Annotated in this window: 26 protein-coding genes; 8 read left to right on the top strand and 18 right to left on the bottom strand. The window is 40.5% G+C overall.

What is annotated here, in order from left to right:
• Nucleotides 1-936 precede the first annotated feature (936 nt).
• Nucleotides 937-1,401, bottom strand: coding sequence for a tellurite resistance TerB family protein (locus AC1HJP_RS18920; protein WP_240721992.1), 465 nt, complete (start codon nt 1,399-1,401; stop codon nt 937-939).
• Between the two features lie 142 nt (nt 1,402-1,543).
• On the opposite strand from AC1HJP_RS18920, the gene AC1HJP_RS18915 reads away from it, so the two are divergent.
• Nucleotides 1,544-1,846, top strand: a complete 303-nt coding sequence (locus tag AC1HJP_RS18915; RefSeq protein ID WP_480363119.1) for a hypothetical protein — start codon at nt 1,544-1,546, stop codon at nt 1,844-1,846.
• A 12-nt stretch (nt 1,847-1,858) separates the two neighbouring features.
• On the opposite strand, the gene AC1HJP_RS18910 is transcribed toward AC1HJP_RS18915, so the two are convergent.
• From AC1HJP_RS18910 to AC1HJP_RS18885, 6 genes are all read right to left on the bottom strand, one after another.
• Nucleotides 1,859-3,202, bottom strand: a complete 1,344-nt coding sequence (locus tag AC1HJP_RS18910; protein ID WP_480363118.1) for a sensor histidine kinase — start codon at nt 3,200-3,202, stop codon at nt 1,859-1,861.
• 22 nt (nt 3,203-3,224) lie between these two features.
• Nucleotides 3,225-4,556 carry a sigma-54-dependent transcriptional regulator gene (locus tag AC1HJP_RS18905; RefSeq protein WP_480363117.1) on the bottom strand — a complete coding sequence of 444 codons (1,332 nt, stop codon included), beginning with the start codon at nt 4,554-4,556 and terminating at the stop codon, nt 3,225-3,227.
• A gap of 75 nt (nt 4,557-4,631) precedes the next feature.
• Nucleotides 4,632-5,840, bottom strand: a complete 1,209-nt coding sequence (locus AC1HJP_RS18900; RefSeq protein WP_480363116.1) for an ABC transporter permease — start codon at nt 5,838-5,840, stop codon at nt 4,632-4,634.
• Nucleotides 5,841-5,850: 10 nt separating this feature from the next.
• The gene (locus AC1HJP_RS18895; protein WP_480363115.1) at nt 5,851-7,164 is read right to left on the bottom strand and encodes an ABC transporter permease; all 1,314 of its coding nucleotides are present in this window, start codon (nt 7,162-7,164) and stop codon (nt 5,851-5,853) included.
• A gap of 1 nt (nt 7,165) precedes the next feature.
• Nucleotides 7,166-7,870, bottom strand: coding sequence for an ABC transporter ATP-binding protein (locus AC1HJP_RS18890; RefSeq protein ID WP_058032267.1), 705 nt, complete (start codon nt 7,868-7,870; stop codon nt 7,166-7,168).
• 89 nt (nt 7,871-7,959) lie between these two features.
• Nucleotides 7,960-9,216, bottom strand: a complete 1,257-nt coding sequence (locus AC1HJP_RS18885; RefSeq protein WP_480363114.1) for an efflux RND transporter periplasmic adaptor subunit — start codon at nt 9,214-9,216, stop codon at nt 7,960-7,962.
• 357 nt (nt 9,217-9,573) lie between these two features.
• On the opposite strand from AC1HJP_RS18885, the gene AC1HJP_RS18880 reads away from it, so the two are divergent.
• Nucleotides 9,574-10,059 (top strand): SixA phosphatase family protein, encoded by a 486-nt coding sequence (locus AC1HJP_RS18880; RefSeq protein WP_480363113.1) that lies wholly within the window; start codon nt 9,574-9,576, stop codon nt 10,057-10,059.
• Between the two features lie 89 nt (nt 10,060-10,148).
• Nucleotides 10,149-10,616 (top strand): SRPBCC family protein, encoded by a 468-nt coding sequence (locus AC1HJP_RS18875; protein ID WP_480363112.1) that lies wholly within the window; start codon nt 10,149-10,151, stop codon nt 10,614-10,616.
• A 1-nt stretch (nt 10,617) separates the two neighbouring features.
• Here AC1HJP_RS18875 and pdxR read toward each other — a convergent pair whose 3' ends face one another.
• Together pdxR and AC1HJP_RS18865 are read right to left on the bottom strand one after the other, a co-directional pair.
• Nucleotides 10,618-12,078: a MocR-like pyridoxine biosynthesis transcription factor PdxR gene (gene pdxR / locus AC1HJP_RS18870; protein WP_480363111.1), complete on the bottom strand. Its 1,461-nt coding sequence runs from the start codon at nt 12,076-12,078 to the stop codon at nt 10,618-10,620.
• Nucleotides 12,079-12,164: 86 nt separating this feature from the next.
• Nucleotides 12,165-13,040 carry a hypothetical protein gene (locus tag AC1HJP_RS18865; RefSeq protein WP_480363110.1) on the bottom strand — a complete coding sequence of 292 codons (876 nt, stop codon included), beginning with the start codon at nt 13,038-13,040 and terminating at the stop codon, nt 12,165-12,167.
• A 175-nt stretch (nt 13,041-13,215) separates the two neighbouring features.
• Here AC1HJP_RS18865 and AC1HJP_RS18860 point away from each other — a divergent pair, with 175 nt between their 5' ends.
• The 3 genes from AC1HJP_RS18860 (at nt 13,216) to AC1HJP_RS18850 (ending at nt 16,175) form a co-directional block, all read left to right on the top strand.
• Entirely contained in the window at nt 13,216-13,815 is a 600-nt protein-coding gene (locus tag AC1HJP_RS18860; RefSeq protein ID WP_480363109.1) for a GNAT family N-acetyltransferase, read from the top strand.
• A 173-nt stretch (nt 13,816-13,988) separates the two neighbouring features.
• A complete protein-coding gene (locus AC1HJP_RS18855; RefSeq protein ID WP_480363108.1) occupies nt 13,989-15,530 on the top strand; it encodes a methyl-accepting chemotaxis protein in 1,542 nt (513 codons plus the stop codon).
• A 186-nt stretch (nt 15,531-15,716) separates the two neighbouring features.
• A complete protein-coding gene (locus AC1HJP_RS18850) occupies nt 15,717-16,175 on the top strand; it encodes a hypothetical protein (RefSeq protein WP_480363107.1) in 459 nt (152 codons plus the stop codon).
• Nucleotides 16,176-16,206: 31 nt separating this feature from the next.
• On the opposite strand, the gene AC1HJP_RS18845 is transcribed toward AC1HJP_RS18850, so the two are convergent.
• The 7 genes from AC1HJP_RS18845 to AC1HJP_RS18815 all read right to left on the bottom strand — a co-directional run bounded on the left by AC1HJP_RS18845 (nt 16,207) and on the right by AC1HJP_RS18815 (nt 21,021).
• Nucleotides 16,207-16,464 carry a DUF2999 family protein gene (locus tag AC1HJP_RS18845; RefSeq protein WP_480363106.1) on the bottom strand — a complete coding sequence of 86 codons (258 nt, stop codon included), beginning with the start codon at nt 16,462-16,464 and terminating at the stop codon, nt 16,207-16,209.
• 56 nt (nt 16,465-16,520) lie between these two features.
• Nucleotides 16,521-17,240, bottom strand: coding sequence for a substrate-binding periplasmic protein (locus AC1HJP_RS18840; RefSeq protein WP_480363105.1), 720 nt, complete (start codon nt 17,238-17,240; stop codon nt 16,521-16,523).
• A gap of 27 nt (nt 17,241-17,267) precedes the next feature.
• Nucleotides 17,268-17,582, bottom strand: coding sequence for a hypothetical protein (locus AC1HJP_RS18835; RefSeq protein ID WP_480363104.1), 315 nt, complete (start codon nt 17,580-17,582; stop codon nt 17,268-17,270).
• Between the two features lie 5 nt (nt 17,583-17,587).
• Nucleotides 17,588-18,046: a nuclear transport factor 2 family protein gene (locus AC1HJP_RS18830; protein WP_480363103.1), complete on the bottom strand. Its 459-nt coding sequence runs from the start codon at nt 18,044-18,046 to the stop codon at nt 17,588-17,590.
• Nucleotides 18,047-18,111: 65 nt separating this feature from the next.
• A complete protein-coding gene (locus AC1HJP_RS18825) occupies nt 18,112-18,852 on the bottom strand; it encodes a ferredoxin--NADP reductase (RefSeq protein WP_480363102.1) in 741 nt (246 codons plus the stop codon).
• A gap of 239 nt (nt 18,853-19,091) precedes the next feature.
• A complete protein-coding gene (gene deoD / locus AC1HJP_RS18820) occupies nt 19,092-19,793 on the bottom strand; it encodes a purine-nucleoside phosphorylase (RefSeq protein ID WP_058032254.1) in 702 nt (233 codons plus the stop codon).
• Between the two features lie 13 nt (nt 19,794-19,806).
• On the bottom strand, nt 19,807-21,021 hold the full coding sequence (locus AC1HJP_RS18815; RefSeq protein WP_480363101.1) for a phosphopentomutase: 1,215 nt from the start codon (nt 21,019-21,021) through the stop codon (nt 19,807-19,809).
• A gap of 295 nt (nt 21,022-21,316) precedes the next feature.
• Here AC1HJP_RS18815 and udk point away from each other — a divergent pair, with 295 nt between their 5' ends.
• Both udk and AC1HJP_RS18805 read left to right on the top strand, forming a co-directional pair.
• On the top strand, nt 21,317-21,946 hold the full coding sequence (udk, locus tag AC1HJP_RS18810) for a uridine kinase (protein WP_058032252.1): 630 nt from the start codon (nt 21,317-21,319) through the stop codon (nt 21,944-21,946).
• Nucleotides 21,947-21,961: 15 nt separating this feature from the next.
• Nucleotides 21,962-23,188, top strand: a complete 1,227-nt coding sequence (locus AC1HJP_RS18805; protein ID WP_138481334.1) for a NupC/NupG family nucleoside CNT transporter — start codon at nt 21,962-21,964, stop codon at nt 23,186-23,188.
• 225 nt (nt 23,189-23,413) lie between these two features.
• On the opposite strand, the gene AC1HJP_RS18800 is transcribed toward AC1HJP_RS18805, so the two are convergent.
• Nucleotides 23,414-23,833 carry a nucleotide triphosphate diphosphatase NUDT15 gene (locus tag AC1HJP_RS18800; RefSeq protein WP_480363100.1) on the bottom strand — a complete coding sequence of 140 codons (420 nt, stop codon included), beginning with the start codon at nt 23,831-23,833 and terminating at the stop codon, nt 23,414-23,416.
• Nucleotides 23,834-23,930: 97 nt separating this feature from the next.
• A complete protein-coding gene (locus AC1HJP_RS18795) occupies nt 23,931-25,130 on the bottom strand; it encodes an RsmB/NOP family class I SAM-dependent RNA methyltransferase (protein ID WP_480363099.1) in 1,200 nt (399 codons plus the stop codon).
• Between the last annotated feature and the right edge of the window lie 4 nt (nt 25,131-25,134).

The raw sequence follows: 25,134 nt of genomic DNA, 5'->3' as shown, positions 1-25,134 counted from the left end.
GCGTAGCAGCCAACAGTTTTTTGTCCGCGTTGACGACTTTGTTATGCGTTGAAACTCAAAATTCAAAGCGCTTGCGCCTGCACCAATAAGCCAAACTTAAAATTAAAAAACACACACCAAACTCAAAATTGCTAAGAAGCGTTCGACTGGTGAATGATGATTCTGGTCACAGCTTAAATTGAAAAACGAAAAGCCAAGACTAACTTAAAACTTAATTACGCCACTGTACCTAAAAGCTGATTTGAAAGAAAGGCTTGAAGCAAAAGCCGTTTTAAAGACAGCGATTTATAGTGACGCATAACGCCGTTGTAACCGGCAAAATTGTTGGCTAAAATGTGAAGCGAAGCGTAACAGCCAACAGTTTTTTGTCCGCGTTGACGACCTTGTTATGCGTTGACACGCAAATTTAGAAGCGCTTGCGCCTGCACTAATAAGCCAAACTTAAAATTAAAAAACACTCACCAAACCAAAAATTGCAAAGAAGCGTTCGACTGGTGAATGATGATTCTGGTCACAGCTTAAATTGAAAAACGAAAAGCCAAGACCAACTTAAAACTTAATTGCACCACTGTACCTAAAAGCTAATTTGAAGAAAAGACCTGACGTAAAAACCGTTTTAAATACAGTGAATTGAAATGACGCATAACAGCTTATTCTCTCCCAAATTGCCTGAATAAATACCGACAAAACGGGCTATATTACGTGTCCCAATATTCACACAAGAAAAGTTCATTGTAAACATGAGTTTAGAATGTCCAATTTTGCTTAATTGTGAGAATTGGACAAAACGCGCTGTAATAATGTTATGCGTCAAAAACAAAACCCTGTATATAAAAACAGTATTTTATTTTGCTCTTTTTGTGAGGTAGTTAAATTGATATGAGTGCATCATGATTGAAGGCTGAGAGTCTAAACAAACTTGCAAAGTAAACTTGATTAGATATCTAAACTCTCTTGCACACGTATTTTAGCTGCCACAAAGTCTACATGTGCAACATACATCAAACTCGATATTTTACGAATGATGTGATCTTCATAATCATCTAAATGACCATCTGCAAAAGCAACGTGCCATAACAACTCGATCACTTCCATACGTTCTTCGTAGCTTGTTTTCGCATTCACTTCTTTTACAAATTGGTGCAAATCTAGCGCAGCTTCAACCATAGGTCTTACTTTATCTATCAGAACTTTAACCTGGCTTTCATCTAGCTCACACTGTGTTTTTAAAATTTCGGCAATCTTATCGAGTTCCGATTGCTCAATTTTGCTGTCAGCGCGCATGACTTCAACTAACAGAGCTGCAAGCCCAGTATTAAAATCAATTGAATTCTCAGGCTTGTTGGTTTGCTGTAGTTCATTACTGAAATCAGCTAATAATGCTTTAAGCTTTTTAAACACAAGTATGTCTCTGATTGTTATATATAGTTTGATTATATCTCTGTTCTTCAGATTATACCGACTCATAAACATTTTCTTACAGTATTTAGGTACTCGATGACATACACTTGCCAATCTACTCTTTGGAATTACATGGATGCATATGAGAACGCTTATCTCAGCGCTACTTTTGACTCTATTAGCGGGGTGCGTTTACGTACCAGAAAACGTACATAGCTATGATGAAAAATGTAATGTTATGCGTAAAAAGAAGGTGTTAGCCCTCGAAGAAGCAATCCCCATGGCAAATTGCTCAAATGAGGCATGTGCGCTATTAATGGCTAGTTATGGTTTAGTGACTGCAGCTAGCTTTGTGGTATCAGGTAGTATTGTGGTTATTTCTAATACCGTGTATTGGCTCGAAAAGCCCTCTGATTGCAAACCTAAGGAAACAAATATCAACTAAACTAAAATGTAGTTAATTTGGGAAAAACACCTGAACAACTAAGCCCGTTTTCCCATCACCTCGGTTATGCAAACTCAGTTGACCATGATGGGCTTCTGCGATTTCTCGACAAAGTGCGAGCCCCAAGCCGCTACCACTGGCTTTAGTTGAATAAAATGGTACGAGTGCACTTGCCATAACCGCTTCACTCATTCCTTTGCCTGCATCACTCACGCTGAGTAATGTACCTTGAGATTTAGGTTCAATTTTTACTTTAATCTGTTCTGCTTCTGAGCCCGATTCGTGCGCGTTTTTAAGCAAATTAATAAGAAGCTGCTCTAGCTGAACTCTGTCTGCAAGGCATTCAACGTTTGGGATATCCCCTTCAATACTAAAAGCCCACTCTTGCTTAACACTGTTCAATAAACTCGACCAATCAATTGCTTCGAGTTTTGGTTGAGGCAATTTGGCAAACTTGCCGTAACCTTGAACAAACTCATTCAAGTGATTTATGCGCTCTTGCATGGTCGAAAATACCCGCCCGAGCCTTGGATCATCGAAGTTTTGTGTCAGTAATTTTCCGCTATGTAACATAGAAGACATAGGGCCCAATGAGTTATTCAGTTCATGACTAATAATGCGTATGACTTTTTTCCATACCGCCACTTCTTGACGGCTCAGCTCACGAGTCAGTTGCTTAAAAATATATAAACGGTGGCTATGGTTATTTAATAAAAACTGTCCGGTTGAGAGGTGCCAAGTTTGTGTTTCATCATCCTGATTTAATTGACTCTGTTTTAAATGTGCGTGCTTTAGGTGAAATAGCCCATCTCTACCTGCTTCCATCGCATTTTGAATTTGCTCACTGCCAAAAGCATAGAGTTCATTGCGAGTTAGACCTTCAAGTTTCTGCTCACAATTAAATAACAGTTTGGCACTGTGATTACTGAAGACCACATGGTTATTACTATCTATTAAAACAAGCGCCTGCGGTGAAGACTGCAACACTTTATCGAGCATCAATTCACGCTGATAAATCCATTGCTTCTCTTGTCTAAGCTGCTCGGCGGTTTGATTGTAAGTAAGACACAAACGCCCAAGTTCATCGTCTTCACTATATGCAAGTAAACTCGAAAACTCACCATCTTTGAAATTCAACAAACCCGTTTCTAACGCTTTAATACCTGAGTTAACCGGTTGAGTAATTAGGCCACTCACAAACCAAGCGAGGACAACGGCTAAACTCAAACTAATCAGGCTGAGTGTACTTGATGCGCCTAGCACAAGTAGTATAGGCACTAACGCCAACACAACACTTAACATTGTTGCTAACTGCAATTTATGGCGAGTACTAAGATTAGCTGTGAGTGATTTCATAAAGGTTAACGTTTTAGTTTTATTAATAGTCGATATCGAATTTTTGTAAACGTCTATATAGCGCTTGTCGTGAGAGACCAAAATGCCTTGCTACTTTGGCAACAACCCCATGATACTCACGCATTGCCGCCTCTATTTCATCTTTATCAGGTTCTTTATTTGAGTTTGGAAGCGTTACATTTTGTGTTTGGTGTAAACCAAAGTCGGTAAATTCCAGTGCACCATTTGGCTTTAGAACAGCAGCACGCTTACAAGCGTTTTCAAGCTCTCTGACATTTCCCGGCCAAGCATAGCTAGTCAAAGCCTGCTCAGTGGCTAATCCAAATTCTCGCTCTGGCAAGAAGTGTTTTATAAGTGGAACGATGTCGTCTTTTCGTTCGCACAATGGAGGCAGTCTGAGCTCTATGACATTCAGTCGGTAATATAAATCTTCTCGAAACCTGCCAGCTTTTATGTCTTGTAATAAGTCAGCATTAGTCGCCGAAATAACCCGTACACTGACCTTTTGTGTTTGCACTGAGCCTAGGCGTTCAAACTCACCTGTTTGCAACACCCTGAGTAATTTCATTTGCCCTGAGGGCGGCAAATTGCCAATTTCATCTAAAAATAACGTGCCACCATCCGCAGCTTCAAAACGACCAATGCGTTGTTTATTGGCGCCTGTGTAGGCACCCGCTTCTGCACCAAATAGCTCAGCTTCGATTAACTCACTGGGCAATGCGCCTGCATTTACCTTAATAAAGGGTTTATCTGCCAAAGCAGAATTTAGCTGCACAATTTCGGCAATTCGCTCTTTACCACTACCATTTGGTCCTGTGATCAATACCGACACATCAGACTTAGCCAGTTGCAATGCCATATCGACCACTCGCTCCATGGCGGTGCTCGCATACACAAGGCCAGCTAGATTTGCCTGTTCATGTACTGAGTGTCGCTCATCTTGTTGCCGATTAAATGTATCGTTGTCTTGTTTGGCTTTACCCAATTCAATCAGGTTTGCAATGCTGGTCAGTAATTTATTGTCATCCCAAGGCTTAGCAATGTAATCTGCGGCACCCGCTTTCACTAACTCTATGGCGGTTTCAAGCTCTGTCCATGCGGTGATCAGAATAATGGGTAAGTGTGCATTGAGTGCACGCAGTTGATAAAAGAGATTCTTGCCTTCTTCACCCGATGTGGTGTCAGCGGTAAAGTTCATGTCTTGAATAGCTAGGGATATACGTTGATAGCGAACAACTTGCTCGGCTTCGAAAGGGGTGTGTGCTGTCACAACATCATAACCATGTATTTCGAGCAATAGCGATAACGCATCGAGTACAGCTTGGTTATCGTCAATGATGAGTATCTTATCCATGTATTTTCTTTTTATTATTCGTGCTACACCAAAGGCTTGAGTGTAGCACGAACTAAGAGGTTGAGTATTTAGAAGTTAAATTGTTCGTGTTGCAATACTTGGGTCGATATTAGCCGCACGTCTTGCTGGCCCAATCACCGCTAATAAACTCATCACAAAAACTGCAACGGCTGTGATTGCAACATACCAGTTTGATAACGCAGGGACTGAGTAATTCGCCATAAGCTGTTGACCGAGTAACACTGCACCACATACCCCTAATACTAAACCTGCAATACAAATTAGGCTGTTTTCGACAACAAAATAGCTGATAATCGCTGATTTGCGAGCTCCTAACGCGCGTCTTGTACCAATTTGCTTCGTGCGCTTATTAATATTAAACAAGGTAAGGCCAAAAATACCTAAAGCTGTCACTAGAACCAATACACTGATAAGTACGATTAACATGCGCATCATTAAACGGTCTTCAGCAACATAATTTGCTTTTTTAACATCCAGACCCGTTAAGTCTTGAATAACGCGCTTTGCATAATTTGAATGCATCGCACTTTCAATTTGCTTCATTACCTCTGCGCGGCGTTCTGGCTCTGTGCGAACTAAAAACTGATGAAGCTTACCTGGGCTTACTGTCGGTAGTAATACAGATTTATCTTTACGGTTTTCAAGTTTCAACCAAGGGCCTTTCATCATGCCGATAATACCGACAATTGTTAAAGGCTGGTCGCCCGTATAAATCACTTTTCCTAGCCCATCTTCACCAGGGTACAGCTCGTCCATCAATGCTTTAGTTGCCAACGCCACTTTAGGGAATTTACTATAGTCTCTATTCAACACCACTTCATCTTCAGTAAAGTTGCGACCTGCAATTAAGTTAACACCTAAGGTGTTTAAACCGTGCTCGTCTGTTTCAAAGTAACTGGCATTAACCGATTTTGACTTTTCTGGTACGGGTTTTAATCTAAAACCCGTTGACGAACCTCCCCCCGACAGTGGCACAGCACTGATCTGAACAGCATCAACAACACCCGGCATGGCTCTGAGCATCTGCTCATCTAAATCTACCTGTTGGATTAAATCAACGTCAGTGCCAAAGGTCATTACGTTAAACTTAAAAATATTTTCTTCTTCATACCCCGTTGGCTGGTTTAAATAATCGAGTCTGTCTTTAATGATAAAAGCTGCATTGCTAACAATGGCTGTAGTAATCGCTATTTGAATTAGCAATAACACTGCCCCCACTTTGGAGCGTAACAAGGCATTGAAAATAGGTTTAATTTCTAACATGTCAGTGCTCCTATTGGGTTTTAAGATAAGTAGCTGGTGTGGTGTTACATACTAACCAAGCGGGGTAAAGACCGGCGATAATACATGCTGAAATGGCGATTAACGGCGCGGTCATCAGCATTGAAATGTCCATATTCGCGAGTGCATCGTAATAACTCAGGCTTTGACGTATACCAAATAGACCAACTTGCGCCACAATAATGCCAATAACACCACCAAAAAGTCCCAACATGCCAACTTCAACAATGTGCTGAAAAAACACTTGTTTCTTACTTGCGCCAAGTGCTCGTCGCACGCCCACTTCTGGCGCTCGGCGTAAGAATTTCGCCAGTAAAAGACCAAGAATATTAGCTAAGCACACCGCCAAAAACATAAAGCTCAGTGCGACCATAATCTTGTTATCTTCGTTCACTACCTCCCAGTAACTGATCCACTGGTTTACATCTCTAAGCTTATATTCGGCTTTTTCGCGCGTAAAACGTCCAGCTTTCTTTTCTTCAGAAATATAATTTTCTAAATACGCTTCAAAAGCACGTTTTTCAGAGGCATTGTTTAACTCTACCCAAAACTGTAACCAAAACTTTTCTGATTGCAGCTTGTCGTTAAACACTTTTACAGGTTCATGTTTCCATCCATTGGTGTTTCCCCAAGTGTCTATTTCACTCGCTTTGATCAATGAAAACGGAATAAAAATATGCTCTGGTTTGTTGAAAGAGCCATTGTTTAGGTCGAAATATTTTATGTGTAACTTCCAGTCTTCGATCACCCCGACAACACGCACACTTAAATCATCAAGATAAAAGGTTTCCCCTACACTATTACTCGTACCGAATAATTTGTTGCTAATGCTTTGAGAGATTACAGCGACTGGAGCTGCACTACTTTCCTGCTCTTTGCTCCACACGCCGCCATTGATGAATGACAGATTAAACATATCAAATGCATCTCTTGACGCCACGCGTGTTTGCTCTAAAAATGGTTTCACTTTATCTGAGTTTAAGTGCACCGAAAAACCGGTTTTCATCAAAGCTGCACGTTTAAATGGTAAATCCGCGTTTAATAAATTTTCAGTATCACGATAAGTTAACTGGTATGGCATGCTGTCAGGTGACCACCAGCTTTCTCCTTCATCCATGCTTTGCAGTTGTACCGCAAACAGTTTGTCACTCTTTTCAGGAATAGGGTCCATCGACATCATGTGGTAAACCGACAAGCTGGTCATAGTAATACCAATACCAACTCCTATGGCAATTACCATTAACAGGCTTACTAATGGCGTGCGTTTAAAGCTCCGCCAACTTAAATCTATATAATGACTGAACATATTAAGCTCCTACTGCCATATTTGGATTACCCTGATATAGCGTAAAATCAGCAAGTTGGCCGTCTACTACCTGAATATTGCGCGGTGCTCGACGAGCAAGTTCTGCGTCGTGCGTTACCATGATAATGGTGGCGCCATCTCGGTTAATTTGTTCAAGTAGCTCCATAACTTGACGTGCCATTAAGCTATCAAGATTACCTGTTGGTTCATCGGCTAATAAAAAACGCGGTTCACCAGCCAGCGCTCGAGCAATGGCAACACGCTGCTGCTGACCGCCAGAGAGTTGCTGAGGTAAATGCTTAGCGCGGCTTGCTAGCCCCACTTGCTCCAAACACTGCTCTATTCTGCGTTTGCGCTCAGCCGCTTTGATCCCGCGATAACGTAAAGGCACTTCAACGTTTTCGTACAAGTTTAAATCTGGAATGAGGTTAAAGCCCTGGAAGATAAAACCAATCTTTTGGTTACGTAAGTCCGCACGTTGATTGTCATTCAGTTTGCCAACATCAATACCATCCAATAAGTATTCACCGCCAGTGAAGGGTTCTAACATACCCGCAATATTCAAAAAGGTGGTTTTACCTGAGCCCGACGGGCCTGTTACCGCAATAAACTCACCTTCTTCAACATTTAAATTAAAGTCACGTAAAGCATGTGTTTGAACCATCTCTGTTTGGTACATCTTGCTGATATTATTCATTTTTAACATTGTTCTTTCCTTTTTAATTCGGTCTATATTCTGTTGATGATGCCTAAATGTGCTTGTTGTTATCTCTGTAATACTTATCTCGGCAGCTCTTATCTCAACAATACGGCATCGGCATTTTTAAATGTGTCGTAATTTGAAATGATGATTTCATCGCCTGGTGTAAGCCCACTTAGCACTTCCACATGGTTAATACTGGTGACACCGGTGTTAATTTCGATGCGTTCTGCACGTTCACCATTTAGCTTGTAAGCCACGTAGCCGCCTGCATTCATAAAAGCACCTCGTTTAACCATTAATATATCGCTGCGGCTTTCTAATAAGATGCGCCCTGATAAACGCTGGTTTTGTCGAATATTGTTAATATCACTTTGGTTAAAGCGCACACGCGTGGTTACTTCACGGTTATTCACTTCTGGCGAAATCGCAGACAAAGTACCTTTAACTAACTCAGTCCCCATTTTCAGCTCTACTTGCATGCCGATCCCTAAATCATTGGCATAGCTCTCTGGCACTTGCAATTCTGCTTCAAAAGCGGACAAATCGACTAAAGTGAGTAAGGCTTGATTTTTAGTCACCATAGCTTTTGATTGCACCAGCAAGTTACCAACAATCCCCGACACACTGGCTTTTACATTTAAGTTACTGACTTTTCTTTGAAGTTCATCAACCACCAGTTGCTGTCTAGCAACTTGGCTTTGCGATGATTGTAACTCAAACGCTAAGGTATCTTTGGCGAGCTCAACCTCTTGCTGCGCATGTTTAAAGGTCAGCTTAGCTTTGGCTAAATCATCGACTGCTTTTTCTAAATCAATTTGACTGATCAGGCTTTTCTCAATTGACAATTTTGCTCGGCGGTTTTCACGCTCTGCGGCACTCAACTCAACTTGCGCCATATCTAAAGTTTTATTTAGAGCCAATGTTTGGCGCCTTGCTTCTAGCTCACTTCTGGCAAGTTCGCCTTGAAGCCTAGCAAGCTCTGATTCTTGTTGCTTTAAACTGTTGTTAAGCTCTGGGCTTTCAACCTCTGCAATCACCTGTCCCTTCTCTACACTGTCACCTGCTTTCACTTGCAACGTAACAAAGCCTTGCTCTGGGCTATAAGCTTTTGGTGCATTAGCAGCAACTATTTTACCTGTTGCCGCTATATCTCTGACCAAGTCTCCTTTAATGACCGTCGCAATTTGTAGCTGTGCTTTATCAACAGACTGACTGACATTATCGGTATTCATCATGGCGTAGCCTGCCCAAGTAACAAGCGACAGCACACCAGCAATCAACAGTACAGGTTTTAGTTTTTTAGGCTTATGTTGAACCATTTGATCTTGGCCACTGGTATCTCTGATCATACTCATTCCTTATTGATTCAAAAATTGCTCGGTGCAGCTGATAAGTAATGACATCAACAACATCAAAAGGGGTGATACAAAAAAAGCGGTCGTTAAAATCATTGTCTAGCTCCTGAGCTTATTATGTCTAAATAGATACCAAGACTGTGCCAAACTTTAAAACCCAATATTTTCATGCGGTTATCTATTTTTAGGTTCTTGTACGCTTGTCCGCGGACGATAAAAGTGTCCGCATCGGACACTTTTTACTTAAGCAATTTGTGTCATTAAAAAATGCTTAAGTCATTGAAATGAAGTAATAGACTGTTAATGTGAGAATTAACAACGGTATCTAAACTGAGATTAAGGAGTATAAAAATGAAGTTCAGTTTATTAGCGGTTATCGCTTTGCTCTTTTCGAGTCAACTTATGGCACAACCAGAGCAAATCTTTTTATTACGCCACAGTGAAAAAGCCAGTGGTAGTGATCCGTCATTAACGGATAAAGGAAAGCTCAGAGCCAATAACATTGCCAAGCAACTTCTGTCAGCCAAACCAGCACAGCTTTTCAGTACTAATTACAACCGAACTCAACAAACCATCGCGCCACTGGCAAAAGCAACATCGCTAAAAGTCCAAAGCTATAATCCTAGGGAATTAGTACAATTTGCAGGTGAGTTAAAGTTATTACATGGTGTAGCCGTGGTAGTAGGTCACAGCAATACAACGCCTCAACTTGTGAAGCTGCTTTCAGGGCATCGAGTGAACATTGAGGAAGATGAATACGATAAACTATATGAACTGCGCTTGCATGGCGATAAATACCAGCTTATACGTCACAAAACATCAGCTAAAGCACAGTGATATTCTCGCTTCAAAGATAACGCTTTTGTAACGTGAAAAATCGACAATCTAAATCTATGCTTTACAAAAAAGATAAAGCATAGAATTTTATGAACGTTCAACAGTCCATTATTATTCCAGCAAAAAAAGAGCAAGTATGGCGTGTCATTAGCGATATACGCCATGCCCATCAGCATATTTCTGCCATAAAAAATCTAGTGATTATTGAGCAACCTAAAGAGGGGCTAAAAGGACTAAAATGGCAAGAAACCAGATCCATGTTTGGTAAAGATGCCACAGAGACAATGTGGATCACAGAGTCACAAACCAATGTATTCTATAAGACCAAAGCACAAAATCATGGTTGCGATTATTACTCTGAGATGAAAATTATCGAAGGCACAGGTCAATGTGAGCTTGTTATGGGGTTTACGGGAGTACCACAAAGCTTGTTTGCAAAAATTATGGGAAAGCTCATGTCACGATTCATGACAGAACAGCTTAAAAAAACCATGCAAGCAGACTTAAAAGACATTAAAAATGCAGTGTTGGCGATCCATAACCTAAAAACTGAGTGAGTTATAATTGCTCTGAAAAGGTTTTGTATATACCGGCTTCTGCTTGCTCACCTGTTTGTGAAGCAAACCCTAAACGAATATGACTTACCTCACCATCATTTGGTTTTAAAGAACGGACTGAATTAGGGTGATAAAACTCTTCTTCCGATTGAAAATAAATGCCTTTTTCTCTGGCTCTTAATTTTAACGCAACCACATCTTGATGGCAGTTTAGCCAAAATGCCATACCGCCATCAGGCTTGGTAAATGAGAGGTTTAAGCCCCGCGCTTTTAAAGCATTTAGGGTACTATTCATTGCCTGCCAACGCGCTTTATATGATTTAGTCATGCGCTTTAAGTGACGTTCAAACTCTCCTGTCTCCATCCAGTGCGCGACCGCCAGTTGAGTAAAGACGTCATTCTTATGATTAATGAGCTTTTTTAACCCTTTTAAATGCGCTAAAACAGGCTTGGCAGCATGTAAATAGCCGAGTCTCGCACCCGCACACATTATTTTTGAAAAGGTCGATATATAAATCACAATACCCGCGGGGTCATCTGCCGCCATTGGCTGAAGAGGTCGACACTGATAGTGAAATTCATGATCGTAGTCGTCTTCAACGATCAGCACACCGTATTGATAACACAACCGGTAAATTTCTAGGCGCCTAGCTATGGGTAATGTCACTGTGGTCGGGTATTGGTGTAATGGCGTTAAATACAGTAGCTTTATTTTCCTGAGTTTTAGCTGGGCTTCTAAGTCATCGACACATATCCCCTGCTCATCTTGTGCAATATCAACTAATGCTGCACCACAACTTTCGAATGCCTGTCTTGCAGGCGGGTAGCCTAGGGTTTCAATGGCGACAAAGTCACCTTGATTGATAAACGCTTTTGCAACCAAGTATAAAGCTTCTTGAGAGCCATTACAGATAAGCAAATCATCTGCATTAAGCGCTCTTGCTTGACCTAGGTATCGCAAAATTTGATGCTTTAGTGAGGGTAATCCTGCACTCTCTGAATAATGCATGTCATGGGCGTTGAATTGCCTCGCGGCCATACTCAAAGATTGTTTAAATTTCTGTTTAGGAAAAGCAGATAAATCAGGCAAGCCACCAGCAAAAACATAGTCAAAAGCTGAAAGGTCGACTTCACTTATCTGTTGAAAAGGCGTTGAAAAATTGTACTCAAACGGTTTTATTGTTCTTTGCTTCGTGTATTTTTCACTCGACTCAATTGGTAAATGTTCACTTACAACGTAGCCACTTCTTTGTAAGGAGATTAGCCATCCTTCAGCAACTAAGCCCTGTAAAGCGTTCATCACAGTGTGACGATTTACTTGGTAATACTGAGAAAGTACTCTGGCTGACGGAAGCGCTGTGCCAGGTAACAATGAACCTGACTGAATTGCACTGCGGTATAGGTCAATAATTTGCACATATTTGGCTTTGCCATCACTAAAAATAATCTCTAAAGGTTGCATGGCTCTGTCTTACTGAAAAATTGAATCATCATAAAAGAGTATAAAATATGCCTGAACCTCTTATTGCTACCTAAATGTCGAATTGACTATAACTTGGAAGGAGTATTAATAATCTGCCAACTACTCACCTTATCATTTACATATCCTGACTGGCGATACGCTTTTTCAATTTCACCTCTTTCTTTTAGAATTGATAGCCCTTTTTCAAGCGCTTTGATCAAAGGCTGACTTTGAGCTGTATAGCGCGAAACCGGAAAATGTCGACTGTCAGGCATAATAACTTTCAAGTTTTTGATTGGTAAATAGGTTTGCCCATTATGTTTAAAGCTCAAATCATCAGAATTGTGAAAAGGCCCTAGCATCACATCAGCTCGTTTTTTATAGAGCATATCTAACATGGTCGTGTACTTACCTGTGTGATACATACCATTAAAATTTAATTGTTTAAGTATTTGCCAGTCATGCTGCCAATTTTGATTTGAAACTGCGATTAACTTTACTAATTCAGCAGGTTGCTTCACTGACAGCACATCAACATTGTCGCTATGCGTATATAGCCCTGCCTCTGCACGACCCGCTTCTAACACGGCGCTGCTAATATGCAACTTATGCTCAAACTGTTTAATCTCATTTAACCAAAGCGGAGTCGCACTTAAATGTATTGCCCCTTGCTTCATCAATTTAATTCTACGAGGCGGATGATCAACTTGAATATAGTTAATTGGTAAGTGAAACCCACCAATACGAATTGCTTTAACAAGTAGCACATGCTCAACAACATCGCGGGAAGCCTTTAGACTGCTGTAATCATTTATATCTAAAATGTTTCTGTTATCTAAAAACTCAAAGTAGAGCTGTTTTATATCATCTTGTATGGCAATGGTGATCGTTGAGTTATCTATTTCTGCTGTGCTGGCACTGTGCCAAAGCATACAAAAACACAATAATAGTAGGCGGGTCATATCAATCCTTAATCTTCTCAACGCACTGTCATTAAATCGTAAATTACCTATTAACTCAATAATAAAAAACTATTAACACTGGTCTAGTTGTTTGTTCGACTCTGGTTGTATTTGTTACACCTAATAACAGCTAACTTTCCCTTAGAGATCATTGCGACTGTAAGGAATTACGAAGATGTTAAAACCCATTTCATTAGAGACCGAGAAAGTTAAGCTCACGCCATTAACTGAAAATCATCTAGACGCCCTCTTTAAAGCAGGCAGTCACCCAGATATTTGGCGATGGGTATTTAACAATTACTGTGAGAACGAAGAAAAGTTAGCTTTGTGGTTTAAAAACACTGCACAATTTAACCAGAATGAACAAATTGTCATGGCAATCATAGATAAAACCTGCGGTACTGTCGTTGGCACAACACGATTATTTCGACTTGATACGCACAATCAAAGTGCTGAAATAGGTCATACATTCATTGCTAAGTCAGCACAAAAATCCCATGTGAATACCCATGCAAAATATCTATTACTCAGTCATGCATTTGAGGATTTAAACTTAGTAAGAGTCACCTTTTGTACTCATGAAGAAAATAGGGTCTCAAGAAATGCCATTTCACGACTCGGTGCCAGGTTTGAAGGGTTAGCATACAAACAACGAAAACTCCCTGACGGTAACTTTAGAAATACAGCAATTTTCAGTATCACTGACGATCAATGGCAAGGTATAAAAGCTAAGTTAACGGAACGAATGCAAGCAACTGAAACTGCACAAAACTAAAACAATTTAATTGATTTAACACAATAATAAGGGAGTTTATTATAGTTAATTAACTCCTTCTGATCTTCATCAAATCAGCTCTAAATTAAGTCAGTTATCAAGGTTATTTTGTTTATAAATCAACCTTATTTGACTATATTGCCCGTCTTGCATTAACAGGATGGAATGCCAGTATGAGTACACGGCACACTCAAGAAATAACACTAAAAAAAGAAACCGTTCTACTTTCAACCACAGATCCCAATAGCAGGATCACCTATGCCAATGAAGCTTTTTGTGATGTCTCTGGTTTTAGCACCACAGAAATGTATGGTCAGCCACACAATCTTGTACGTCACAATGATATGCCTAAAGCAGCTTTTGCCAATATGTGGGAAACGATCCAAGCTGGTAACTCTTGGATGGGTCCAGTTAAAAATAAGAGCAAAGATGGCCGCTTTTATTGGGTGAATGCATTTGTGACGCCCATCAAAAATGAGCAGGGTAAGATCATTGAGTATCAATCTGTCAGGACTCATCTTGACGACCAAGTTAAAAAGCGTGCTCAACGCGCATACCAAAAAATACAAGCCGGACAAGTCGCCAATCGTTATTACGATAGCACCAAATGGATAACTTATGGTTTGGTTGCATCAAGCGCTATTGCTTTTATGACATTGGCCTTCACCCTCTCTCCTGCCATTTTGGCACTCGCTATTTTGCTGTTGTTAACTTCATACATGCAATTGAGATGGCGTAAGCGTTACCTATATACACTCAAAGAAGCCAAAGCAGCGTATGACAATCCACTTATGTCATTCTTGTATTCCGGGCATAACGATGCCGTTGGTTCATTATCTTTAGCGATAAAAATGCAACAAGCCAAAGTTAGAGCAGTTGTTGGGCGGGTCAATGACGAATCAATTCGGGTTAATATTAATGCACAAAAAAATACCCAAAGTGGGCAACAGGTCTCTGAACTATTAAAAAAACAAAATAATGAAGTTCAGCAAATGGTGCAATGCATGCAAGACTTCACCGTCACCATCGAAGAGTTAAATACGAATGTAGAACGAGCCTCACGCGCTGCAATGGCTTCAGAGCAACACACTCAAGATGGTAAATCCTCGGTTGATAAAGTCATCGATGCCATACATCATTTAGATGAGCATTTAGCTGAAGTTAACCAAGCCGTATCTAGATTGGTTGCTGGGAATGAGAAAATCCATGGCATTTTGAATGTCATCAATTCAATTGCTGAGCAAACTAACTTGCTAGCATTAAATGCCGCGATTGAAGCAGCAAGGGCCGGCGATCATGGTAGAGGTTTTTCTGTTGTCGCGGATGAAGTAAGAGCATTGGCTCAAAAGACTCAAGCATCAACAGAAGAGATAACCCAGCTAGTCCAAGAGCTGAACGATGTATCGCAAAGTGCCGTCAGCTCGATGGACCAAGGAAACCTTTTGTCTAACACCAGTGTGGAGCTTGCAAGTAAGAATGGTGAAAGCTTATCGACCATTCAGTCTCATGTTACCGAACTGGCTGATCTTAACCGTTCGGTTGCAGCTGCAATAGAACAGCAGTCCGTGGTTATTAAACAAATCAACCTTAATGTTGAGAGCGTAAGCGAACTGGCCGACTTAGGTGGGCAACATGGTCAGCATTCTCATAACTTAAGCCAAGAGCTGTTAAGTCAAATCGAGCAGCAAACCAAACTCATCCAGCAATTTTGCTAATATCGAGCTGCGTGGCTTAAGTCACGCAGCGCCTACAAACTGAGTATTTTTTGTACTGCATTATTTACAAATCATAAAACACGAGATCTTAATCTTGACCAAATACTATACTTAAAGCCTCATCAGAGCGATCGCTTCACTGTTTTCAGCGTAATGACTTGTACCAACTCAGACGAGGTCAATACCATGCTGTACTATTTAATTACCAGTCAAAACTACAAAACCTTCAGAAACATTGAAGATAAAGTAAAAGGAATTGCCTACGTTGAAGACATTACTCACCTGTGTAACCACGAACCACATCCTTGGCACAGTTGGCTAACGAACAAGGTCGCTCATCTCATTAAAGCTGAATCATTATTTGCTCTACTGGTCGTCTTTTCTGTCTTTATTGCAGCTTCTGTGACTAACCTGTCTACCGGTCTATTTGTGATTGGCGGTATAGTTGTTGTACTGTTTAGTATCTGGGTTTGCGGATTAATTGGCATCGAGCAAGTTTCTAATTATGTATCATGCCAAGATATGCTTAAAGATAAAGAAGACTCACTTGCAATGTACATTGAAGCGCAAGAAGAGAATAAGGAAAGAATTGAAAACATATTAAACTCAGAAAGGGAGCTTAATTTGTACAAAGTGAAGATATGATTTAAGCGGGACAAGTCCCGCTTTTAAAGCTTTATTGCTGGTTAGACAGCTTTTCTTTTGCAGCTTCTACTTTTGCAAAATCAAGACCTAACTCTTCTACAGCCTCTTTAATCAAACCTGGATTTTGCATAACAAGACCCATTAACTGCTGAAGTTTTTCTTGAGGGATACCTAGCTGTTGCACAATCCCCATCGCCATAAGTGGGTTTTCTGTTAGTGCTTCAAATAGCTGATTAATCTGCTCATCAGCAATATTGTGTTCTTTAAGAATGGCAATAATTGGATTCATAATTTATCACTCGGAATTAGTTTATAACGCTTTATGTATGGGCAAAATCAATGTTTTCAACTCTCGCCATGAAGTTTGTTATATTTATCAAGCGCTAATTGAACGCGCTTTACTAAGGCTTTATCAGTTTTAAGACTAAATGCCATGCAAGCTCGGCGATTATCTATTTCTTTTACCTCAAGGACTTTTCTGAGCATAGAATAATCATACCCGAGCTCTTTCATCCTTTCAGAGGCGGTGTATTCAGTTTGAAGAATAAAATCGACTCGACCTGCAACTAACTTTCGAGGGCTTGAGCCGGGATCTGAAGTTAAATCTAAATTTAAACCAGGCTTAAAACCTGCGTCTGTCAAATACCCTTCACTTACGCTACCGCGCACGATAGAAGTCAAATACCCTTTAGCATCTTCGAGAGAATTGAGCTGAATATCATTTCTTGTCTTTAAAGCAAACAAATACTCTTTAACGGGGGCCATTAGCGGGCAAACCCAGTGAAATAAGTTTTCTCGTTCGGGAGTTCGATAAATTGAGTAGATCATGGTATTGGCTTGAGTCTTAGCCAAATGCATAGAGCGTAACCATGGGTAACTTGAGATTTTATATTCAACACCAGCATCAGACAAAACAGCTCTCACTTTGTCTGTAGAGCGGCCAACAAGCTGGCCTTCAGCATTGGTATAGTTATAAGGTAACCACTCTTCAGTCACGACATGAAGCGTTTCTGATGCTGATACCTTAAAACTGAAAAGTAAGGCTAAATAAAGAAAAAGTTTCATTTATTCCTCAAGGCAAGTTATAGAGACTTACCTATCAAAAAATGCATCAACCGCGAATGCGATTAACTCATCAACTTGAGATTCAAACTCTTCTAACGGCTTGTCTATTTTTTGAAAATAGCTATCAACTTGTCCTTGAGTAAGTTTGCGATTCAATAAAGAGTACTCTTTTTCATCGAGTAATTTGTCATATCTTGGCACGAAAGAAAAAATAGCATAATTTGGAGGCGGTATTTTCTTTACTGCAAATTGACAAAACTCTTCGATATAATCGATACCATCAGGACCCAAACAACCGGGCTCAACACGGTAAAGAAGCTGGATCCTCATGTCTTTGCTCATTTTACTTACCTAAAAAAGACCACCTTTTTGATTTTTCCTTTTTCAATCTGGTAGCTAGTTACAAACTCAGAACGCTTATCAACTACACCTGCTTGCTGGGTACAAATTTCTGAGCTTTCATGATCAATAACAATACTGCCATGCACAATTCGCTTTAGCGATTTAGCATTTAAGCATTTCATTTTCTTAAACATCAAACCATAACGCTTGATTAAATCTTCTTTACCCGTAAACATGAGTTTTTGCGGGTACATGTAGAACTCTACATCATCAGCATATAAAGCCAAGAATGATTTAATGTTTTGTTGATTATAGGCAACAATTAATTCATCTATTACTTTTTCAGCTGCTTTTTCTTCTGCTGTTTTAATATTGCTGAGTGCAGTCGCCTTTTCTTCAAAGGCTGGATTTGCATTAATAGCAAATGAAAAAAAGAACAAAGTGATAAAACTAAAAAATCTCATAAGTACCTAATAAAAATACAGCATAAACCTGTGCACCTTAGCAAATCTCAACCTTTTTTCATAGCTTACCAGTATTGTTCGACCGATATATGACCAGGCTCAGAACGTCGGTGCCTTGAATAACCGAGCGTTTGGAGAAGTTTCGTCAAGTCTTTTACCATTTCTGGATTTCCACAAATCATAAAATGAGAATCTTCAGGTAAACGTTCTTGATTGAAAAACTTTGCTATTTTATTGTTTTGAATTAAGTCAGTAATTCTACCTCGTAACCCATTTTCAGGTATTTCTCGCGTCACTAGAGGTAAATAAGTAAATTGCTTAAACAGCTTTTGGTGTGCATGTATAAAGTCTTGATAGGTTAAATCTGTATTAAACCTGACGCTATGAATAAGCACGACTTGCTGATATTTATCCCAAACCTTACCATCAGCCAAAATAGATAGAAAAGGCCCAATGCCTGTGCCTGACGCTATCATCCAGAGACTCTCTCGTTTAGGTGATTCTTCAATAGTTAGGAAGCCGTTTGCTCTTGCCTCAACATCGATGCTGCCACCCACTTCTAATTCAGCAAGACCTGACGTCAACTTACCGCCTTCAACCTCTGTTAAGTAGAACTCAAGCACAGGGTCTTTAGGAGCATTGACATAAGAGTAAGCTCGGGCAATTCGCTTATCACCAATTGTCATCGCTAACTTGGTAAACTGGCCAGCTTGAAAAGGGGACACATCTGCAGCAACCTTGATGCTAAAAAGTGTTGGCGTCCACCAATTAATTTCAGTAATTTTTCCACTAACCCATTGAGACATAAAACCACTCTGTTTGTTCAACACATTTATAAATGTGGCAGATAGCACCGATATGTCAAAAAACTCAGCAGTTCATAAATTTTAGGCAAAAAAAAGCCACACTATTCAGCGCGGCCTTTTGGGGTGTGATTCGCTTTCATTCTGGGCGTGTCTCCAAAAATCAGCGATTACGTTACCAAGGAACTTTTTTGCTCTAAACCCAACGAGCAAATAACAACTTAAAAATTTTTGTAAAATCGTTAGATTGACTCTAAAGCAATCTTAACCATTTCGTTAAATGTACTTTGTCTTTCTTCAGCTGGTGTTGCTTCACCTGTGATCACATGGTCACTTACTGTGAATAATGCCATTGCTTTTGCGCCATACTCAGCTGCAACGCCATACATGCCCGCAGTTTCCATATCAACTGCCAATACACCTAGTTTGTCCAGCTCTTCATAGAAAGAACCATCAGCTTGGTAGAAAGTATCAGTCGTGAATACATTACCTACTTTCGCTTCAATACCTAGTTTACGCGCTGCGTTAACGCCGTTTTCAAGTAAACCAAAATCAGCAATTGCTGCGAAGTCATAACCGCGTACTCGAGCGCGATTTACATTTGAATCTGTACTTGCGCCTTGTGCGAAAATGACATCACGAATTTTTATGTCTTGGCTAATACCACCACATGTACCGATACGGATAAGGTTCTTAACGCCGTAGCTAACAACGAGCTCACGCGCATAAATAGACATTGACGGAATGCCCATACCAGAACCCATGATGCTTACAGGTTTGCCATTGTATGTGCCTGTAAAACCAAACATGTTACGAACACCTGTAACTTGGCGAGCGTCTTCAAGGAAGTTTTCTGCAATATATTTTGCGCGTAAAGGGTCACCGGGCATTAGTACCGTTTCAGCAAAATCACCATTGTTCGCATTGATATGAGGAGTACTCATTCTCTTTTCCTTCTTACGCCTTGAGCAGGTCGTCAGCAAAGCTGTCGCCGTAGTCAAGTGTTGATAAATTAAACCACTGGGCAAGGGTTTGACCTATGTCAGCAAAACTTTGTCGTTCGCCGAGTACGATATTGTCAATCCCCGGTGTATAAGCCAGTACCGGTACATATTCACGCGTGTGATCTGTACCTGGTGCTGTTGGATCGCAGCCGTGATCTGCCGTAATAATTAATAAATCATCTTTTTGTAATTTATTAAGTATCGTTGGTAGGTAATCATCGAATTGCTTTAGCGCCTCGGCATAACCTACTGCATTACGTCTGTGACCAAATTTTTCGTCAAAATCCACAAGGTTTGTGAAAATCAAACTGTGATCAGGCGCGCTGTCGATGATTTCTGAGGTTTTCTCAAGCAAATTCATCAAACCTGGCGCTTTATGTTTCTGAGTAATGCCTTGATGGGCATAAATATCAGAAATTTTACCAATGCTGATCACTTCACCACCATCTTGCGCCAACTTATCTAATAATGTTGGTGCAGGAGGTAGCACAGAGTAATCTCTACGATTACCTGTTCGCATAAAGTCGGCACTCGAAGTGCCTATAAATGGCCGCGCAATCACTCGCCCTATATTCATATCATCAAGCAGTGCCCGTGCGATTTCACATACTTGATAAAGCTTGTCAAGGCCGAATGATTGCTCGTGTGCGGCTATTTGGAACACACTATCAACTGAGGTATAACAAATTGGCATGCCCGTTTTTACATGCTCTTCACCCAGTTGTTCTAAAATAACGGTACCTGAACCGTAACAGTTGCCTAAAATTCCTGGAATTTCGGCGCGTTTGCACAATTCAGTAACAAACTCTTCAGGGAAGCAAGGTTGTGTATTAGGAAAATAGCCCCAATCAAACAACACAGGTACGCCCGCCATTTCCCAATGACCAGATGGCGTGTCTTTACCGCTTGAAAGCTCTTTTGCATAACCCCAAGCCGCCTTTGGCGCTGAGCGTTCTGCCACTTCACACGCTTCTTTACCCGCTGCTTCACAAGCATCAACTAAACCAAGTTTAGTTAAGTTAGGTAAAGGAAGTGCTTCTCCTTTATCTTCTTTATATGCAGCTAAAAGGTGCGCAAGGGTATTTGCTCCTAAGTCTCCAAATTGTTCTGCATCTGGAGCGGCACCTACGCCTAAGCTGTCTGCCATCAGGATAATTGCTCTTGCCATAATTTACCTCTTAACTTATGCCAATCTGGAGAAAAAATAGTTGCCTCCGAATCAGTGTTGAATACTTTAATAGTTGGTTAACAACAGCGTACAGGACATAAGTCCGCTTTTAAAACTAGACGCCAATTGTCACGAAAATGTCATAAAAGTCCTGTTTTTAGCAAGCGGACATAAGTCCTGTCGCAGAAATATCAAAATCGCTAAATTTGCTCCCTAAGCGAAGCAAAAGAGATTATTCGTGTCTTTTTTGCTATTGTGATCTTCCGAGTGAATCAACAGTTGGGTGTGAACTTTAGTGACACGAACAATTATAGCTATTGCTGGTGCATCTGCATCTGGCAAATCTCTTTTTACGCAAACTATTTATAACGAGCTTGTAAATGAGCTAGAAGATGGTTCTATTGCCATCATCGAAGAAGATGCCTATTACAAAGATCAATCGCATTTACCGTTTGAGCATAGAACACAAACAAACTATGACCATCCGGATGCATTTGAACATGAGCTTCTTAAATCGCATTTAGAGCAATTAAGATCTGGTCAGTCTGTAGAAGTACCAAGTTACGATTATGCACAACATACTCGTAGTAAGGAAACTCGTCAGGTTAACCCTGCAAAAATATTAATTGTTGAAGGCATTTTATTACTCAGCGACCCTGAGCTATGTAAAGAGTTTGATATAAAAGTATTTATTGATACGCCTCTTGATATTTGTTTACTGCGTCGCACGCAGCGAGACATTGAGCAGCGAGGCCGAACACTACAATCTGTTGTGGAGCAGTATCAAGCAACGGTAAGACCCATGTTCTATCAATTTATAGAACCATCTAAACATTCAGCTGATTTAGTGGTTACACGCGGTGGCATGAATCGCGTGGCGATTGATATAATCAAAAGCAAGATAAAATATTTGCTACAAGAATAAAAACGGGAATTTACCATGACAACAATAATGAGCCTAGTGGGCATGATGGCCCTGCTGGGTATTGCATTTGCAGCGTCAACGGATCGCAAAGCTATTAATTTGCGTACTGTTGGGGTGGCGTTTGCACTACAGCTTTTTATCGGTGGTTTCGTACTATTTTCAGAAGCTGGCAGAAACATACTTGACCAATTATCAAGCAAAGTATCAGCAGTAATTGGTTACGCAGGAGACGGTATCGAGTTTTTATTCGGCTCTCTTGCAAAAAGTGACAGTAATATTGGTTTTATTTTTGCGATCCAAGTATTACCGGTCATCGTATTTTTCTCTGCGCTAGTCGCAGTGCTTTATCACCTAGGCATAATGACATGGGTTATTAAAATTTTAGGTGGTGGTTTACAAAAATTGCTTAAAACGTCTCGTCCGGAGTCGCTTTCTGCAACAGCTAATATCTTTGTGGGACAGACGGAAGCACCTTTAATTGTAAAACCGTTTATTCCAAGCATGACGAAGTCAGAGTTATTTGCTGTGATGGTAGGTGGCCTTGCAACCGTAGCAGGTTCTGTTATGGCAGGTTACGTTGCAATTGGTGTAGAGCTTAAATATTTAATTGCTGCCAGCTTTATGGCTGCACCAGGTGGCTTCTTAATGGCAAAAATGATCGTGCCAGAGACAGAAACACCAAAGCAAGACTTATCAGATGTTATGTCTGATGAAGAAAAACCAGTCAATGTGATCGATGCAGCTGCATCTGGTGCATCAAGCGGTATGCACTTAGCACTGAACGTAGGTGCAATGCTACTTGCTTTCGTAGCATTAATTGCATTATTAAATGGTTTGTTAGGTGGAATTGGTGCTTGGTTCGACCACCCGACCCTAACATTACAAGAGATTTTAGGTTACGTATTCGCACCTGTTGCATGGTTACTTGGTGTACCTTGGAGCGAAGCTGTAACGGCCGGTAGTTTTATCGGACAAAAGCTAGTAGTTAACGAATTCGTTGCTTATCTAGACTTTATGAATTATCGAGAAGGGTTAAGTGCACATACACAAGCAATTGTCACATTTGCGTTATGTGGATTTGCTAACCTTTCATCGATTGCAATCTTACTAGGCGGACTTGGCGGTATGGCGCCAAGTCGAAGAAAGGATATCGCACGCTTAGGGCTCAGGGCGGTTTTAGCAGGGTCAATGGCTAACCTAATGAGCGCCGCAATTGCAGGGTTTTTCCTCTCGCTAGCTTAGAAACTTAACGAGATTTCCCTAAAATTTGCAAAACAATTGGTTGGTTGCTTTAAGGGGTTAAAGTAACCACACTAACTTGAACGATACTTCACCAAAGGGCCTTTATGGCCCTTTTATCGTTTCTGGAGCAAGCTATTCTTTAAATGAAAAGTTTCAATGAAGAAATTTTGAATGAAAAGTTTTTATTGAAAGATATACCCCAACTCCTCTGCTACCTTCCTCAGCTTATTTCTTCTCAATTAACGTCTGCAGTTTGTCTTGCTTTAAAAAGTTCTCTAATGACAAGAATAATGGCTTCGGTAATTCATCTAACCCAAACCATTGCCAACCTAGACACTTATTTGGCTCCATGATTTCAGGCTGGCCTTCTACACCATTTGCCACCACGTACAGAGTCACATAATGTTTATTTAACGGATTAAATACATCGTTAGAAAAACCTAACTGACTTACTTCAGAAACCTTCAAACCAGTCTCTTCTAGCGTCTCTCTGATTGCACAAGCCGCTATTTCTTCACCCATTTCTAGATGACCACCTGGAGTGGCCCACGTATTCGCGCCATGCGACCCAATACGTTCACCGAGTAGAATTTTACCATCACGAATAATGACAACTGCGACACCCACTCGAACATGTTCTGACATAATTTTTGCCTTAATTATTTATTATTTTATTAAACACAAAAAAAGCCGCTTAATCGCGGCTCTGTATAGATAACCTGAGCTCAGGTTAGATAGGTTTTTAAATTTCTTTCTTTGTTAATACAGCGGCATAAAAACCGTCATACTCAGAGTTAATTCCTGGTTGCAGGTTTAACTCTTCTAGTAATTCAAAGTTTGGATTGTTCTCTAAGAATGCCTGAACTTGCTGTTGGTTTTCACTCGGAAAAATAGAGCAAGTCGCATACACAAGCTTTCCGCCGACTTTACACATCTGGCTGTAACGCTGCAGAATTTCGGCCTGCAAGCTGATCAGAGTATCAATGTTTTCAGGTTGTAAATGCCATTTTGCGTCTGGATTACGGCGTAGAACTCCCGTTCCAGAGCAAGGCACATCTAACAATACACGATCAAACTTTTCTTTTAAGCGCTTAATCGTTTTACTGTTTTTAATTAAACGCGTTTCTAGCATGTGTACACCCGCACGCTTTGCACGTTTTTTTAGTGCATCTAGCTTATGCTGGTGAATGTCCATCGATAAGATGTAGCCTTTATTTTGCATTAGATTTGCGAGATGTAAGCTCTTACCACCCGCGCCTGCACACGCATCAACAACACGCTGGCCTGGTTTTACATCGAGTAATGGTGCGATCTGCTGTGAGCCTGCATCTTGCATTTCAAACCAGCCTTTACTGAACGCATCTGATTTAAATAAATAGCCGTATTCTTCAACTTCTAAACAGTTGTCTTGCTCAAGTACTTTGGTGATTGATTGGCTCTTTTTCAAAGACGTTTGTAACGTTGCAGCGTCGGTCTTCAAGGTATTTACACGAAGGTAAGGTTTCGCAGGTACGTTCAGTGCCTGCGCGATATTAACCCAATCATCACCAAGTTCTTGCTCTGCGCGTTGCCAAAGCCAATCTGGATAACTTTGTTGCTCTGCAGGCGAAGCTTCATTAAGGTTTGCTTTTAATGCCTCAACTCCTAAACCAGCAAATTCTGACCAGTTTGGTAACTCTACGCCATTTAACAGTTGATAGGCCTCAAAGTGTAGCCATGGCCAATTCTCATCTGAGGTGTCGATATCAAGTGCCGTATTGAGCTGGCGATGATAACGGATCAGCTCATAGCAATGTTGTACATAATAAGCTTTGGTTGCTTGATTCCAAAAAGCTTGGTTAGCAAGACCTGCTTCTATTGCTTTATCAGCGTACTGCTCTGTTTCAAAAACTTGTTTAATACAGCTAATAATTGCTTCAACACATTGGCTATCGTTTAACACTCGC

The sequence above is a fragment of the Pseudoalteromonas sp. NFXS53 genome, assembly GCF_056629255.1.
This window is presented reverse-complemented; position numbering and strand designations above follow the sequence as displayed.

Excerpts from the sequence above, each read along its gene's own strand:
- AC1HJP_RS18840 (WP_480363105.1), bottom strand. The coding sequence starts at position 17,240 with ATGAAACTTTTTCTTTATTTAGCCTTACTTTTCAGTTTTAAGGTATCA.
- AC1HJP_RS18800 (WP_480363100.1), bottom strand. The coding sequence starts at position 23,833 with ATGTCAGAACATGTTCGAGTGGGTGTCGCAGTTGTCATTATTCGTGAT.
- AC1HJP_RS18910 (WP_480363118.1), bottom strand. The coding sequence starts at position 3,202 with ATGAAATCACTCACAGCTAATCTTAGTACTCGCCATAAATTGCAGTTA.
- AC1HJP_RS18900 (WP_480363116.1), bottom strand. The coding sequence starts at position 5,840 with ATGTTAGAAATTAAACCTATTTTCAATGCCTTGTTACGCTCCAAAGTG.
- AC1HJP_RS18850 (WP_480363107.1), top strand. The coding sequence starts at position 15,717 with ATGCTGTACTATTTAATTACCAGTCAAAACTACAAAACCTTCAGAAAC.
- AC1HJP_RS18880 (WP_480363113.1), top strand. The coding sequence starts at position 9,574 with ATGAAGTTCAGTTTATTAGCGGTTATCGCTTTGCTCTTTTCGAGTCAA.
- AC1HJP_RS18825 (WP_480363102.1), bottom strand. The coding sequence starts at position 18,852 with ATGTCTCAATGGGTTAGTGGAAAAATTACTGAAATTAATTGGTGGACG.
- AC1HJP_RS18860 (WP_480363109.1), top strand. The coding sequence starts at position 13,216 with ATGTTAAAACCCATTTCATTAGAGACCGAGAAAGTTAAGCTCACGCCA.
- AC1HJP_RS18805 (WP_138481334.1), top strand. The coding sequence starts at position 21,962 with ATGACAACAATAATGAGCCTAGTGGGCATGATGGCCCTGCTGGGTATT.
- AC1HJP_RS18830 (WP_480363103.1), bottom strand. The coding sequence starts at position 18,046 with ATGAGATTTTTTAGTTTTATCACTTTGTTCTTTTTTTCATTTGCTATT.
- AC1HJP_RS18845 (WP_480363106.1), bottom strand. The coding sequence starts at position 16,464 with ATGAATCCAATTATTGCCATTCTTAAAGAACACAATATTGCTGATGAG.
- AC1HJP_RS18905 (WP_480363117.1), bottom strand. The coding sequence starts at position 4,556 with ATGGATAAGATACTCATCATTGACGATAACCAAGCTGTACTCGATGCG.
- AC1HJP_RS18815 (WP_480363101.1), bottom strand. The coding sequence starts at position 21,021 with ATGGCAAGAGCAATTATCCTGATGGCAGACAGCTTAGGCGTAGGTGCC.
- AC1HJP_RS18835 (WP_480363104.1), bottom strand. The coding sequence starts at position 17,582 with ATGAGCAAAGACATGAGGATCCAGCTTCTTTACCGTGTTGAGCCCGGT.
- AC1HJP_RS18915 (WP_480363119.1), top strand. The coding sequence starts at position 1,544 with ATGAGAACGCTTATCTCAGCGCTACTTTTGACTCTATTAGCGGGGTGC.
- AC1HJP_RS18865 (WP_480363110.1), bottom strand. The coding sequence starts at position 13,040 with ATGACCCGCCTACTATTATTGTGTTTTTGTATGCTTTGGCACAGTGCC.
- deoD (WP_058032254.1), bottom strand. The coding sequence starts at position 19,793 with ATGAGTACTCCTCATATCAATGCGAACAATGGTGATTTTGCTGAAACG.
- AC1HJP_RS18855 (WP_480363108.1), top strand. The coding sequence starts at position 13,989 with ATGAGTACACGGCACACTCAAGAAATAACACTAAAAAAAGAAACCGTT.
- AC1HJP_RS18875 (WP_480363112.1), top strand. The coding sequence starts at position 10,149 with ATGAACGTTCAACAGTCCATTATTATTCCAGCAAAAAAAGAGCAAGTA.
- AC1HJP_RS18885 (WP_480363114.1), bottom strand. The coding sequence starts at position 9,216 with ATGATCAGAGATACCAGTGGCCAAGATCAAATGGTTCAACATAAGCCT.
- AC1HJP_RS18890 (WP_058032267.1), bottom strand. The coding sequence starts at position 7,870 with ATGTTAAAAATGAATAATATCAGCAAGATGTACCAAACAGAGATGGTT.
- pdxR (WP_480363111.1), bottom strand. The coding sequence starts at position 12,078 with ATGCAACCTTTAGAGATTATTTTTAGTGATGGCAAAGCCAAATATGTG.
- AC1HJP_RS18895 (WP_480363115.1), bottom strand. The coding sequence starts at position 7,164 with ATGTTCAGTCATTATATAGATTTAAGTTGGCGGAGCTTTAAACGCACG.